This window comes from Pseudoxanthomonas sp. LjRoot127, assembly GCF_964253495.1.
In the GTDB taxonomy this organism is placed as follows: domain Bacteria; phylum Pseudomonadota; class Gammaproteobacteria; order Xanthomonadales; family Xanthomonadaceae; genus Pseudoxanthomonas_A.
Genome location: NZ_CAXUQR020000001.1, coordinates 1,797,027 through 1,811,438, shown reverse-complemented (window position 1 = coordinate 1,811,438; position 14,412 = coordinate 1,797,027). Strand labels below are relative to the sequence as shown.

Here is a 14,412-nt window from a genome sequence, read left to right as displayed (position 1 = left end):
CCCCTCACCTCACAAAAAGGTGACGCACCGCACACTTCATGCGTTTATCCGGCGACTTGCCCGCCGTTCTCCGCTAGTTTTCCGGAGATAAGTACAAATGCGACGATGCCGGGAGGGGCTAATGCGCATTGGGATAGTCGTCGATTCGGCGTGCGACCTGCCGCTGGAGTATCTGGAACAACACAACATCGTGATCCTGCCGATCACGGTGCGCATTGGCGAAGCCGTGCTCGCCGACCATCGCGACGAGCAGGCCACGCTGAGCTTCCTGCACGCGCACGTGGCCGAGCGCGGCCACGAAGCGGAGACCACGCCGTTCACCGTCAACCAGATCCGCGACCTGTTCCTGGGCCGGCTGGTGATCGACTACGACCACGTCTTCTGCATGACGATCACCAAGACACGGTCGCCGATCCACGAGAACGCGATGCAGGCCAGTTTCGCCATCCTCAACGACTACAAGCCGGTGCGGCAGGCCGCGGGCCACAATTCGCCGTTCGCGCTGCGCGTGATCGACACCCAGAACCTGTTCGCCGCCCAGGGCATCACCGCCGTCGAAGCCGTGCGCATGCGCGACGCCGGCGCCAGCGTGCAGCAGATCCGCGTGCGCCTGGAGGAACTGGCCAACCACACGCACGGTTACATGATCCCGCGCGACCTGTACTACCTGCGCAACCGCGCGCGCACCAAGGGCGACCGCAGCGTGGGCCTGCTCAGCGCGGCGCTGGGCAGCGCGCTGGACATCAAGCCGGTGCTGTACGGCCATGCCGGCAACACCGAGCCGGTCGCCAAGATCAAGGGCTTCGAGAATGCGGTCGAACAGATGTTCAAGTTCACCGGCAACCGCGTCATGGCCGGCCTGATGACGCCCACCGTATGCCTGAGCTACGGCGGCGAGCTGTCCGAACTGCGCGCGCTGCCGGGCTACCAGCGCCTGCGCGACATCTGCGAGAACAACAAGGTCGAGGTGTTCGAGAGCGTCATGAGCCTCACCGGCATGGTCAACGTGGGCAAGGGCGCCGTCGTCGCCGCCTTCGCCGCGCCGCCGGCGCCGTTCAAGGTCGCGTAACGGCCGGCTAACGCGCCGTGGATAACGCTATGCCCCAGGTTTCTACCGGGGGTGCCATGGCCGTTCGTTACTACATCAGCCTGCCCGATCCCGGCCGCGCACGCGGCGGCGATCCGGCTTTCAGTTTCGATGCGCACGGTGCGGACGAATTCGCCGCGCAACTGCAGCACGCGCTGCGTACCAGCAGCCTGTTCGAGCGCTGGCGCGCGCGCCAGGAAGAGCCCGATGAAGTCGATCCCGGCCTGGGCGTGGTCGACGACGGCGCGACCGTCCGTGGCCAACAGGACGACCTGAGCATCCTGCTGGTCGCCACCTCGTCCATTCCCGGACAGGTGCTGAAGCACCGCCTGCGCCTGCTGGCGGGAAGCGCCTGGGAGTTGCGCGACGTATCCGCGGCCTGATGGCCGAACGCCTCCCGATACTGCTCGCCTGGAGTGGCGGCAAGGATGCAGCCTGGACCCTGCACGTCCTGCGCCAGCGCGATGACGTGGACGTCGTCGGGCTGCTGACCACGCTGACGGACCATGACCAGCGAGTCTCCATGCAAGGGATCCGTCGCACCGTCCTGCACGCGCAGGCGCGGGCGAGCGGCCTGCCGCTGATCGAAGCGATGATTCCCGCACGGTGCACGAACGAAGACTACGCGCGCGCGATGGCCGCTGCGCTGGCGGACGCTGCGCAACGCTGGCCCGGCCTGCGCACGATGGCGTTCGGCGACCTGTTCCTGGACGACATCCGCGCGTACCGCGTGCAGATGCTGGGCAAGATCGGCTGGGACGTGCTGACGCCGCTGTTCGGTGCGGATACCGGCGCGCTGGCGAGGCAGATGATCGACGGCGGTATGCGCGCCGACCTGTGCTGCGTGGACACGCAGCAACTGGATTCACGCTTCGCCGGCCATGCCTTCGACCGTGCATTGCTTGACGCGCTGCCGACCGGCATCGATCCCTGCGGGGAGAACGGCGAATTCCACACCTGCGTCTCGGCCGGTCCGATGTTCGACGCGCCGCTCCTCCTGGCCCAGGGCGATACCGAACTGCGTGACGGGCGCTTCGCCTTCACCGACTACCACCTGTAGCGTGCGCCACCCGCATGCCGGTCGATGATGCCCAGGCATTCTCGCGCACGGCGCACGCTACGGTCCGTCACGGCGTGGGCACGTCTTCACCATCACGGTGACCGAGGGACCATGGGACGGTGAGCCTGGTTCCGCCCCGCGGCTTACACGCATCGCATCCGCGCCGATGCGATGTCCTGTCCCACCGGCTACGCGCTTTCACTCCGGGCGGTCGATGGCCAGCGAGCCAGCGGCACCAGCACCTGCGGTTCCCGCGGACCCTGCAGCAACTCGGGCAAGCGGGCCTCGTAGTCGCGACGGTAGGGCCTGTCCTGGCGCGCGAGGAACGTGGCCACGTCGGGCTCGGCCCAGCGCTCGTACAGGGTGAACAGTGTCGGGTCGTTCGCATCGCGATGCAGATCGCACGACAGGAAGGTGTCTTCCTTGGACATCGCATCGACGATGGCGTGCACCGCGTGCAGCCACTCGTCGACGCGCTCCGGCTTCACGCGCAGGCGGACGTAGAACACCAGCGGCGCGGAGGGGGTGGCAGCGTGATCGAGGCTCATCGGTGCAGGGCCTTGGCGTGGTGCGCGACGTGGTCGCCGATGAAGCTGGCGATGAAGTAATAGCTGTGGTCGTAGCCGGGTTGCAGGCGCAGCGTCAGCGGATGGCCTGCGGCGTCGGCGGCGGCCTGCAGCAGCTCGGGCTTCAACTGGACATTCAGGAATTCGTCCGCATCGCCCTGGTCGACCAGCAGCGGCAAGCGTTCGGAGGCATCGCGGATCAGTGCGACGGCATCGTAGTGCTTCCACGCATCGCGGTCGCTGCCGAGATAGGCGCCGAACGCCTTTTCGCCCCACGGTACCTGCGACGGCGCGACGATCGGCGAGAATGCGGACACGCTGCGGTAGCGGCCGGGATTCTTCAGTGCGACGGTCAACGCACCGTGCCCGCCCATCGAGTGTCCGCTGATCGCGCGCGCATCGGTGGCCGGGAAATTCGCTTCGATGAGCGCTGGCACCTCGTGGACCACGTAGTCGTACATGCGGTAGTGCGCTGCCCACGGGGCCTGCGTGGCATTGACGTAGAAGCCAGCGCCCTTGCCGAGGTCATAGCCGTCGGCATCGGCGACGTCGTCGCCCCGTGGACTGGTATCCGGCGCGACCAGGATCACGCCGTGCTCGGCGGCGTAGCGCTGCGCACCGGCCTTGGTGATGAAGTTCTGCTCGGTGCAGGTCAGGCCGGACAGCCAGTACAGCACCGGCAGCTTCTGCGTTCCCGCCTGCGGGGGCAGGTAGACGGCGAAGCGCATCGTGCAACCGAGGGTGCGGGATGCGTGTTCGTAGACGTCCTGCCAGCCGCCGAAGCAGGCGCGGTGCTCAATGCGCTGGATCGTCATGTCAGGCCACGTCCTTTGCGGGTGCGAGACGGATCTCGAAGGTCTTCAATGCAAGCGCATCGCCTTTCGTCTCGATGCGCGATGCCTCGGCGAGTGCGCGGATCCTGGATGCGTAGAACATCTCCGGCAGATCCTCGTACTCGTCCGGAGCCGCGATCATGACGCCTGCGGTGATGAACCCCGCTTTCTTCCAGTCCCGACCCAGCGACGAAAGGATCGCCCGGTCGATGTTCTGCAGGTCGTGCTCGCCGAGGCGCGCGATCGCATCGCGCGCATCATGATCGAAGGAGTCGTCCATCGTCGCGTCCGGCATGGCGTCCAGGGTCGTCTTCTGCAAGGACATCGTCATCTCAGTAGTGCACCACGCTGCGGATGGACTTGCCCTCATGCATCAGGTCGAAGGCCTCGTTGATCCCGTCCAGCGGCATGGTGTGGGTCACGAATGGCGCGAGTTCGATATCGCCCTTCATCGCATCCTCGACCATGCCGGGCAACTGCGAACGACCCTTCACGCCGCCGAAGGCGGTGCCCATCCACTTGCGGCCGGTCACCAGCTGGAACGGGCGCGTGCTGATTTCCTGACCTGCACCTGCCACGCCGATGATGACGCTCTGGCCCCAGCCGCGGTGCGCGCACTCCAGCGCGGCGCGCATGACGTTGACGTTGCCGATGCACTCGAACGAATGGTCGACGCCCCAGCCCGTCATCTCGACGACGACCTGTTGGATCGGCTTGTCGAAGTCCTTCGGGTTGATGCAATCGGTAGCACCGAACTGCGTCGCCATCTCGAACTTGGAAGGGTTGGTGTCGATGGCGATGATGCGGCCGGCCTTGGCCTGGCGCGCGCCCTGGATCACGGCGAGGCCGATGCCGCCCAGGCCGAACACGGCCACCGAATCGCCTTCCTGCACCTTGGCCGTGTTGTGCACGGCGCCGATGCCGGTGGTGACGCCGCAGCCGAGCAGGCAGACGTGCTCCGGGTTCGCGTCGGGATTGATCTTGGCCAGCGAAACCTCGGCGACGACCGTGTATTCGCTGAAGGTCGAGCAGCCCATGTAGTGGTACAGCGGCTGGCCTTCATAGGAGAAGCGTGAGGTGCCGTCCGGCATCACGCCCTTGCCCTGCGTCGCCCGCACCGACGTGCACAGGTTGGTCTTGCCGCTCTTGCAGAACAGGCACTCGCCGCACTCGGCGGTGTAGAGCGGGATGACGTGGTCGCCCGGCTTGACGCTGGTGACGCCTTCGCCGACCTCGACCACGATGCCGGCACCTTCATGGCCCAGCACGACGGGAAACAGTCCCTCCGGATCCTCGCCCGACAGCGTGAACGCATCGGTGTGGCAGACGCCGGTGTGGGTGATCTTCACCAGCACTTCGCCCTTCTGCGGCGGGGCGACGTCGATCTCGACGATCTTCAGCGGTTCGCCTGCGGCGAAGGCGACGGCGGCACGGGATTTCATGGTCAGTCTCCTGCGAGAGGGGGGATTTTTTACAGGAGCGGGCCATGCCCGCGATGCGTTTCCCGACCTTGGCCGAGGAGCATCGCGGGCATGTCCCGCTCCTACTTCAGATAGGACCGCACCAGCGCGACGGCGGCATCGATGCCGGCCCCGCGCTGTTCGGGCGTCGACGCGGGATGCGCGAATTCCTCGCGCAGGTGGCTTTCCAGGATTTCGGACATCAGTCCGTTGACCGCACCGCGCACCGCCGCGAGCTGCTGCAGGACCGGCGCGCAGTCGGCACCCTCCTCCAGCGCGCGCTCCAGCGCATCCAGCTGGCCGCGGATGCGCTTGACGCGCGTGAGCGCTTTCTTCTTGTCGGCGGGCGAATGCGGCATGGCGATGGCAGCCTATAGTGGGGGGGAGTATAAGCCGGGCCGTCCGTCGGGCCAAGGTGGCAAGCCGGCTGAACGGAAGACCATAGTTGCGACCAGAGGGCCCAACTATGGTCAATCCGGGGCGGCCAACCTATGGTCCACGACCATTGGCAGGTGTGGCTCTAGAGCCGGCATAGCAGGGGGCTGGCAGCTACGGGACGGTTGAGGCTGACTACCGATGGTGGAGTTACCCTTGAAATACGGTCCACCAATCGTTGAGCAGCGCTCAACGAAAAACGGCAGGAAGGGCGAACTTGTGGCGAAGCTCTGCGGCAACCTCTCGCACGTCATCACCGAGTCAGCTTTAGGGACTGGCCGTGGTGTGGTGACCACCACGGCCGGGACGCTCTACGTTTTGCCTAGATGAGGGCGAGCAGTCATCGCAAGAACACCGCCCAAACGTTCAGTCAAGAAGTCTACTTCTTGGGCCGGATCGATTCAGGCGTACGCCAGGCGACCGCTTCTGGCCGAAAGAGCATCAGCGACGTGATCAACCAACCTCACCGGAGGCCTCACCTTATCCATGACGGCACACTAATTTCTGGCAACTGTTCATCGTGCCTTAAGGTCAGATCCACATCTAACCAGTCGTAGAGAGCCGGCGACGCCCATAAACCACTGGCGAGCGTACCTGCATGAGGTAACTGATCGGCATCACTCTTGAACGCTTCGATTCTCGCAGTCACGGCGGCCGGATCAGAGAAGCACTTCGCAAAGTCTTTGTAACGACTTCCTTTCGACACATCCATGACCAAGCTCCAGAATTTCTTGGACTCGTGGACGCGGCGCGACTCAAGATTGACACCCCCCTTGACCTTTGTCGTAGCAACACCCAAGGACGAACACACCGGCGTCTTTATGTCATGACTGTCCACTACCTCCACAATGGGCAAGTACGCGACGAGCTGTAACGGCACCGGAAGCATTTGAGGTCGCGGCTTGCCCTCTATCATGTTGTATGGATCAATATCGGCCACCACCACAGCCTGGTCCTTTTCACTCAAAGCGTCCGAGCTGTTGTTGTAGAAGATTCCCTTTGACCAGCCGTGATAGGGAGTGCATGTCGGTATGTACCCTGCCTCGCTGTGTTCGCGCGACCAGCTCGCACGGCCGATAAAGCAGCTGCCACCTTTGAGTAGGTGCGCGCCCGTTCCATTGCAGAAGACCGTTGTCGTTCCTCCTGCCAAGAGACTTGCCTGGCCTGCCAACCAATAGTCGGCGGTACGTGTGGTCGCCGCTGGAACCATCAAGACAGAACGCCTATCAGATGAAGCTCCACGTGCGCCAGCAGCCAGCAATTCACCTAAATTGAAGACATCATCGCGAACTGCAGTTTCACTAGCAGCAAAGCCAAACTTCTTACAGAAGGCGCCGTAGTCATCTTGGATGTGCCTAAAGTTCAACGGACTCGTCAGCGCAAAGATTTCTGAGCAGACTAGCTCCGCGAAATGCTTTAGAGGGAGCGGCTTGTCGGTAAGGAGTGCATTGACCTGCTCCACCGTAAGTACATTTCCATGCTCAGCGATGCGCGAAACCAGCTGGCCCGGCTTAAACAATGGTGAAAGAGCATCATTGCTGGGCCGAATGTGTTCGCTAAGACCCACAGATCTGTACTTCTTCGGCCGAGAGAGGACCAACACCTGGCCGGATACATCGGACCTAGAAGTATCCTTGTGTGTGCTTGCACTCGAAGGAATGTCTACCACCGGCCACAGTAAAGTGAGAATAGCCTGGAGCGCCTTCTCCTGTGGGAAATGTTCGAAGTTCTTGTAGGTTCCCGCGAGAACTGACAAGTTCTTTCCTTTGAGCTCATCCTGGATCCATTCCACCGTCTTCTGACGCACCGAGTACTCTGGCAACATCAGAATATCAACACCAAGTGCCTCGCACGCTTCGATGGCACGCTTCAGCATTCGCTGTCGACGGTGCTCGTGCCAGCTTGGGAACAGCTCGCCCTCACGATTCCATTTGTGCTCAAGGCCACGCGCTGAGCTTGCTAGATCAAGCTCGTTCCATTTCGGAAGCTCCCTCTTGCAAGCTTCCGTAATCGCTTCTGCCGCACCTTCATTGAGCGGCCAGCTGCGCGCGTGAACCTCCATCATCGGATGAAAATAGGACAGCTCCTGCTCGGACTGCAAAATGGCTACTCGAACGTGAGCAGGATTCTTGAGATCCTTTCGTTGCTGCCAGTTGTCGCGCTGGCCTTCACGAACCGAGCGACGCACTCCAGGGTCGTCATCAGACTTTGGAGCCTCATGATGTATCCCCCTACCGTCAGAAGCTCCATCATCAATAGAATCCCGATTAAGATCCTCATGGACCTCATCCACAGAATATCTACTCTCTCTAACTTGCTTGATCTCAGTGCTAGGCGAACTCGAAGTAGCCTGCCCAGCATCTTGCGGTTGACTAAGTTTTGCTAAGGCTCGACCCGCAACGGAAATAGACACCAGTCGCCTAGACCTAAGATCGACGGTCTCTGTCCAAGCCTTAAGCACCTTGCCACCGCTGACAATCTCTTCAATTTTCCTATCGGGTGGATACTGTCCAATCATCCACGTTTGGATCTCCCATTCTTGATCCCTGTGGTCGCGAAATCTCTTTCCTTGCGCGTCATATCCGTAAGTCGGACTGACGACCCGAATGTTAGCGAACTGCAGTTGCGAATCGAGAGTAGAGACCAGCTCGATGGCTCTCTCAAGAAGATCCATAGTCAACAGTTCAACGGTTCCCAAACCAATGTCGAGGAACGGCCAATCCCCTTCTTCCTCGCATTGATCCGCCCTTTCGAGAACTGTGATCAGTTCAGATAAGCGCCCAATCGTATCCGTCTCAACACAGATTCTTGGATCTTCGCTCTGCGCCGCCACGACGGATCTTAAGTAGACACCTCGAACGATAGAGGACAGGCCACGCCCGACCTCGGCGGCAGGCGGTGCAGCGGCTGTGCTAGGGGTGAATTCGGGCCCTCCAAGGTCCACCTCCACGCTCGGAACCTCCATCCCAGGGATGAAGAACTCACCTTGAGCCCTGAGAGAAATGGCGATGCCTTGAAATGCAACCGCGATGGCAGAGCTCACCATGCCCGCCTGAAGCATTCGCCAAGCGTAGCTTGCGCCAAGATCGTCGCCACCAGGCGACATGTCATGTATTACCTCAACAAGCGGAAGCAAAGCACTAAGGTCAGAGCGCAAGCCAGTCCGCCTACTCCCGAGTCCGAGCATCTGACCTACTTCACCGGGCAATCGACCAACCACTCTATCGGCAAGACGCCGGAGAAATTCGGTTGGTAACAACTCAGCAGGTTGGTAGGTGTACCGGATCCGCATCGCCGCAAGATCCGCCTCGTTTGCTAGAAGCGCTGAGATCTGCTGTCGATTCTGTTCGTCGCCTCCTCCTTCGGGGAAGGACTCAAGGAACTTAAGCGATCGCTCAACAGATACAGGAAGTTGGTCCGCCCCTTCGATTCTGCGACTAGTCGTGGAGTTGGCGTATTCACCCCTGAGCTTTCGAAGTTGACAGCGAATCACATAGGCGCTGATGTCAGAAAGAGCTGCGCCGTCCAAGGGAGGGTCATCGGTTTCGCCGTACTTCCCAAGGTCTTCGATGTAGCCATAGTAGTCGGAGACAGCAATACCAGCCCGCCAAAGACGAGCTTCGTATATTGGAACCTCGACGGTTCTCAGGCCTCGTTCTCCGTTTCGAACGAAAGCTTTGTTCGTAAGCTGAGCCGCCGGCACCCCTTCGTTAAGGATGATCAGCTTGTCATCTTCACTGGTTGCGATGAATGCCCACGATGGCACGAGTTCTTGGGATTCGTTAGCTTCTCTTATTGGCCACACGAACTATCGCTCTGAACAGACGCGCAACCTCCTTTGGCGTGCCCCTCATTGAGTAACGCGGCGTCCTCAGCGCACGAAACTTCATGTCCGAGACCGCTGCCACTCTCACGTCTAAGCTGCCTCTGGAACTCTTTACCCACGGCAGATCCCACTTACCGGGATGACCTTCCTGAGCACCAAGCAACAGTGGATCTGATTGATCTCCTAACTCCACAGGCTCGTAAGCCCTAATTTCATCGACCAGTGCCATGTGCACCACAGCATCTGCGCTAGTGCAAGCAATCAGACGCTGTTGATCAATGCCGGGGAGAGGTGGCAGCAGAAGTAGACCATCCTCCGCATCCCCAAGCAGGTGGGCCCGTCGAGATAGAATCCTCACCAACTCCGAGCGGGGCACGACTGAGACTATCGTCTGCAATGCTATAGACGAGTATTCTGAATCCGACGCCTGGGATGAGGTGAGATCTGGGAGCAACTGTCGAACCACGCTGAAGGAGCCAGCCTCTCCACGATCGGCAGCTCGCTTCTCAGCTACATTGATAGGTTCGCGCAGAGGCTCCAGCGGATCGCGTCCATCAAGCCTCGGCCTCTGAAGTTGATCGACAGCTAGATGCATCCATTCGAATGAATTCCATGTGCCCGGTGTCCTTGCCAGCTCTGCTTGGCTCACCACATTAGAAGTGCTTTTCGCTCCTTTTTTAGCCTTCCACAGTATTAGTTCAAGTCGCCTACCCACCTGATGAGCCAGCGAACGCGATCTACTACTTACTACTTGCGGGAAGTCGGGTTTTCTCGCTATTTCCGCTAGAACTGCAAGCCTGGCTCGTCGCTCATAGTTCTCCTGCGCGTTCAACATCGAGAGAGGATAAGAGCTAGTGTCGAGAACCTTGTCTAGACCCTCGACAGCGAATGCCAAGGGCAGCTCCCATGGATTCCTATTTGGATCCAAGATCCATGTTGCGCCGCTGCAACACTGCTCCCAATAACCGTCGAAGAGATCGAGGGCTTCGCCGAACGTAGCCGTGGCCTCTCTTTCAGTCTCGGTTAGAGACATTGCTACGGCGTACCAAATTAGACGTGCCCCTTTTGCGAGCTCGCTTGCGCGAATGTCTGGCGCAAGAAACGCCGTGCGTACAGCACGGAGAATCGTCGGGACATCTGAACTGTAGAGAGTCCAATCGGAGAGGATCTGGAGCGCCGACTGCCTATCGGTGTCAGGCAGTGCAACCCATGGCTCCCAGCCTGAATCGCCATCACCGACTAGTGTGGGCTCCCATGCCGGCCCCGACACAGCCATTGCTCGCCCTGATGTGATGAACTGTGCGAACTGGCTGGAAGACATTGGTGGAATTGCTTGAGCTTTCGCAACAAGAATCAAGTCAAGCCTTCCGGCAGCCAGAACTACTTGGCGCTTGAACTCTTCGAGGAGCTGCGCCGAGTCTGCGAGCAGCACTATGTCGTCTACATATCGCGCGTAACCAATTCTCGTGTTTCCTTCGACGTTGTAGCGCTGCTTTAGCTCTAACGCGACCTCATCAACCGGGAACAACGCTATGGAACCGAACCATGCCGATGTTACCGGTCCCTGGGGAATACCCATGTTGTCCGAAGCCGACTCCGCCTCTCCGTTGTCGGGCCGCTGGTACGTGTAGCCAAATAGCGAAGACGTCAGATAGTCAAGCACAGTCGACGCGTCATCCCTTCCTCCGCACCCTCTTCCATAGCTCAACAGTTGGCAGAAGTTTGACGAACCGTTAGGAATGGTACCGAGCGCTTGCGACAGCTTAGGGAGAAGCGCGTCGCGAGCAACGTATCGCCTTATCCTGTCGTAGTATCGAACGGCGTCAAGCCGCTCCGTATACACAAACCCAATCTTCTCAGATTGCTCGTTGATCGATCGAACGAAATGTTTCCAGCAATCACTGAAGGGACGGAACATGCCCTGATCAGTCGCCGGCTGCCTTCCTTCCACGACCTCCATATCAATCTGATAAGCGTAACTCAGTGGAACCTCTAGACTGTCAGAGTCAGGGCCGGCCCCTAAGCCTGTCGTACAGACCTTGTCACTTTCACGGTAGTAGCGTACGGCTGGCACGCAGTGACTGAATGGCTTGCTGCCGGCACTAAGCGCGTCGAGTCGCTCGGACAGAATTTCATTGAGGATGTACTGCTGAATTGTGAGGACCTCGCATGGCGGCATTACCTTCAGACGGGGCTCTTCTTTCCCAAATGATCGCGGCACCCACACCGCATCGTAAGGAGGCATATCACCCAAGAAGGGCGAAGCAAGACGTTCCTTCAACGCGATATTGAACATCGTTGCTGCTTGGTCTAGTCGCTCCCAGCGCGGTTCGTCGCAGGGCAGCTCACCGCGCCGCGACCCTTTGTATGCCAACAGGCGTGCGTGATTTAGTTTGGCGTCCTCATTCGAACTGAAGGGACCTGAGCTAGCTTCGGCAGGCTTCCTCGTGCTCTCAACGTAGGCCAACCAGTCGCCCAAAGCATCAGTTGCTCTGCCCCGCTGAGGATGTGGTTGGCTAATCCAATCAGGGAGCGCTCGATCGGCTCCGGCCACCAGCCTGCGCAAAGCGCCCGTGGCGCGTTCTAGTGCAAGAATCCTCCTTGAAAGAGGCGCGCTACTCCAAGAGCCATTGTCGATTAGGGCCCTCGCATTGGCGCCGTACTCTGCGGCAAGAACTGCGGTGGCCGGTGGTAGCGCCGCCTCCCTAAGCAGAGACTGCGCAACATCTTGATCTTGCCCTCTGAGTAGACAGTCCGGATCCTTGCAGGAAGGGTTGCCTCCCTCAATTTCATAAGGAAAGGAGAATTCTGTTCGCAACCCCAGCTCGAGAAGTTGTTTGATCGACTGGGATGCCCCCCTTAGACCGGACTCGTCATCATCCATCAGGACGTTAACTACGAGCCTCTCCGCACCAACTTCTGATGCGAGCGACCGGATTATTTTTGCCTGCTCGTAACTGAGCGAGCTCCCCATCACCGCAACCGCCGGGATGCCGAAGGTGCTTAGTCTCAACGAATCGAAAAAGCCTTCACAAACAAAGAGGTGAAGATTCTCGTCAGTATCTGATGCTTTGCTCCGCAGTCGAGCGAAGGCGAGATGGCCGTTGTAAAGATGTGAGGCCTTCTGCAGCCCCTTATTAAGCATGTACTTAGGGCTTTCCTTCGCCGGCGTTGCATCAGCTGCTCTTGCTGCGAGTCCTACTAGGGTGCCGCCAAGATCTCTGATAGGTATCACTACTCTTTCACCGGGGAAGTAGTCAGAGTAGCGATATCCTCTTTCTAAACGCAGGTTGTAAGAGGAACCGAGAGTGGGCAGGAGACGCCTGATCAGATTATGGTCGGCAAGGTTGCTAGAGACTTCGCGCGCTTCGTCCCCAGCGAGTTCGCCGACAAAATTAGAAAGAGTGTTGTTTGGCGCGAGAACGAGCTCCGCGCTTGCGGCTGTTGCCGAATCTATGCCCCTAGCCGCTAGCCACTCTGCGAGTCCGATCCCGTTCGCATTTCTTCTGTATATGTCGAGAGCCAACGCGAGGCCATTCGAACTTGGAGCCTTGATGCTCGACTTGGCCGGCTGCGAAGCAGGCAGCTTGTATCGCGAACCGAGCCATTCAAGGGCCGCTTTGAAGTCGATCTTCAGAACGCCTTTGACTAGATCGATAGCGTCTCCGTGCTCGCCGCACGCGTAACAATGAAAGTGCTGCTTGCCGGCGGAGCGATCGGAATAGATGACTAGGGAGGGCTCCTTGTCAGCATGAAAGGGGCAAATTGCTTTGCTTTCTCCCCTTTTGCTCCTTTGGAGATGCATCCCGAGCGCAGTAGCGACTTCGTCGATCTCAAGCGAGTCGAGTACATCACGCGTTGAATTCATATCGTCCCCGGCCCAGGCCTTGAGGACTGGTGACCCCCAGCCACCAACTAATCCTCCCTGGAGGTAGAACCATATCAATCATCGTGATCACGGTGGGAGGCTTCATATCTACGTGGTCTCATGGCAACGTGAGACTATCGCTGGGCTCGACATCAGACCGTTGCATCACACTGGATGCCATCAGTTTCAGACGAGGACATGGGCTCGGGGGAAATCCCCCTTTGACTACTCGAGACAGGCGTCATGTCGACACGCGAGTAGCCGAAGGGCCTAGCTCTGTTGCGTCCGTATCCGCTACAGCAAGCGGATCCGGGTCGGAAGCCGCCATGCTCCTTATGAGCTCAGCGCCGCTGCATGAGCCTGCACACGGACGGGCGCCATCCACTCCGCTGCGCTGCCTAGGCTTTACCGCGAGCAGGAGGAATATCCATACCCAACATTGCATGGCATCGCTTCCTAATCTCCCAGTAGGAATCCACGATCGCGAGCTTCAGGTCCCGACTGAGCTTCTTATCGTCAATGGCTTCGCGCACAAATCTTTGGCGTGTCCGCAAGTTGGCCGTCAAGCGCACTTCCACGATGGCCAGCCGTGAGACCTTTGCAAAGGCCGCATCGACACGCTGCTGTACCTCCTTGCTCCCAGACCTTGCAAGGCAGGAAAGACCATAGCGCCGCCAGTTGACAGTTCGATAGCGAGCTTCAGCATGTTCGCTCAACCCTAGCTCCTGGGCTAGAAGCCACAGGGAGGGCAACGGCCGACTGTTTGGGGACTCTATAAGCTCGCTGAGGAGGGTTTCGAAGACCTGCGAGCGAATCTTCCTGCTATCAATCCTTAGATCAATAGGCCGGAAGGTCTCCCACATCGACAGAAAAGGTTTAGATGAGCCTCCTAGCGGATCATGGAGAGCTTCACGTAGCCCGACACCCTGCAGCGCACACAGATTAAGTAGGAGCTCGAAGTCGAGCGATGGCGCGTTTGTTGAAGTTGCCACCTTGGCAACCACTTGCCGAGCTTTCTCAGATGCATCATCGGCCAAAAGAACTCCCGTCAGGACTGTCGATGCCAGCATCGTGAATGACGAATCGTCCAATCTCGCTGAGTTCGGGTCGCCGCAAAACTCCAAGATGTCGAGCATTTGCGAATTCGCCCAGGCTTGTTCTGACGACATCTTTGACCATTCTCCTTTCCCGCCTAGCGACGCTCCGCAGTGAAAACAGTGTCGTCTCAGTGCGTACGAGGTCCTTCTACGCTGCGGGCGGCCGCACCTCTGGCACCT

Annotated in this window: 11 protein-coding genes; 3 read left to right on the top strand and 8 right to left on the bottom strand. The window is 59.5% G+C overall.

Features of this window, described 5'->3' with window-relative positions:
- The first annotated feature begins 121 nt into the window (after positions 1-121).
- Genes ACSQ19_RS08455 through ACSQ19_RS08445 form a run of 3 tightly spaced genes read left to right on the top strand, consistent with a single transcriptional unit; the run spans position 122 to position 2,147 of the window.
- Positions 122-1,069 (top strand): DegV family protein, encoded by a 948-nt coding sequence (locus ACSQ19_RS08455; protein ID WP_296281400.1) that lies wholly within the window; start codon positions 122-124, stop codon positions 1,067-1,069.
- A gap of 56 nt (positions 1,070-1,125) precedes the next feature.
- Positions 1,126-1,470, top strand: coding sequence for a hypothetical protein (locus ACSQ19_RS08450; RefSeq protein WP_296281399.1), 345 nt, complete (start codon positions 1,126-1,128; stop codon positions 1,468-1,470).
- Positions 1,470-2,147: an ATP-binding protein gene (locus ACSQ19_RS08445; RefSeq protein WP_435996251.1), complete on the top strand. Its 678-nt coding sequence runs from the start codon at positions 1,470-1,472 to the stop codon at positions 2,145-2,147. Before ACSQ19_RS08450 ends, ACSQ19_RS08445 begins: the two co-directional genes overlap by 1 nt.
- A 188-nt stretch (positions 2,148-2,335) precedes the next feature.
- On the opposite strand, the gene ACSQ19_RS08440 is transcribed toward ACSQ19_RS08445, so the two are convergent.
- The 8 genes from ACSQ19_RS08440 to ACSQ19_RS08405 form a co-directional block, all read right to left on the bottom strand.
- Positions 2,336-2,695, bottom strand: coding sequence for a putative quinol monooxygenase (locus ACSQ19_RS08440; protein WP_435996249.1), 360 nt, complete (start codon positions 2,693-2,695; stop codon positions 2,336-2,338).
- Positions 2,692-3,522: an S-formylglutathione hydrolase gene (gene fghA / locus ACSQ19_RS08435; RefSeq protein WP_436000911.1), complete on the bottom strand. Its 831-nt coding sequence runs from the start codon at positions 3,520-3,522 to the stop codon at positions 2,692-2,694. The genes ACSQ19_RS08440 and fghA overlap by 4 nt, the downstream gene beginning before the upstream one ends.
- A 7-nt stretch (positions 3,523-3,529) precedes the next feature.
- Positions 3,530-3,865, bottom strand: coding sequence for a DUF3658 domain-containing protein (locus ACSQ19_RS08430; RefSeq protein WP_436040779.1), 336 nt, complete (start codon positions 3,863-3,865; stop codon positions 3,530-3,532).
- 13 nt (positions 3,866-3,878) lie between these two features.
- Positions 3,879-4,988: an S-(hydroxymethyl)glutathione dehydrogenase/class III alcohol dehydrogenase gene (locus tag ACSQ19_RS08425; RefSeq protein WP_435996247.1), complete on the bottom strand. Its 1,110-nt coding sequence runs from the start codon at positions 4,986-4,988 to the stop codon at positions 3,879-3,881.
- Between the two features lie 101 nt (positions 4,989-5,089).
- A complete protein-coding gene (gene frmR / locus ACSQ19_RS08420; RefSeq protein ID WP_296281395.1) occupies positions 5,090-5,365 on the bottom strand; it encodes a formaldehyde-responsive transcriptional repressor FrmR in 276 nt (91 codons plus the stop codon).
- Between the two features lie 551 nt (positions 5,366-5,916).
- Positions 5,917-9,207 (bottom strand): hypothetical protein, encoded by a 3,291-nt coding sequence (locus tag ACSQ19_RS08415; protein ID WP_435996245.1) that lies wholly within the window; start codon positions 9,205-9,207, stop codon positions 5,917-5,919.
- Between the two features lie 16 nt (positions 9,208-9,223).
- On the bottom strand, positions 9,224-13,213 hold the full coding sequence (locus ACSQ19_RS08410) for a CHC2 zinc finger domain-containing protein (protein ID WP_436040777.1): 3,990 nt from the start codon (positions 13,211-13,213) through the stop codon (positions 9,224-9,226).
- A 320-nt stretch (positions 13,214-13,533) separates the two neighbouring features.
- Positions 13,534-14,304 (bottom strand): hypothetical protein, encoded by a 771-nt coding sequence (locus ACSQ19_RS08405; protein ID WP_435996241.1) that lies wholly within the window; start codon positions 14,302-14,304, stop codon positions 13,534-13,536.
- Between the last annotated feature and the right edge of the window lie 108 nt (positions 14,305-14,412).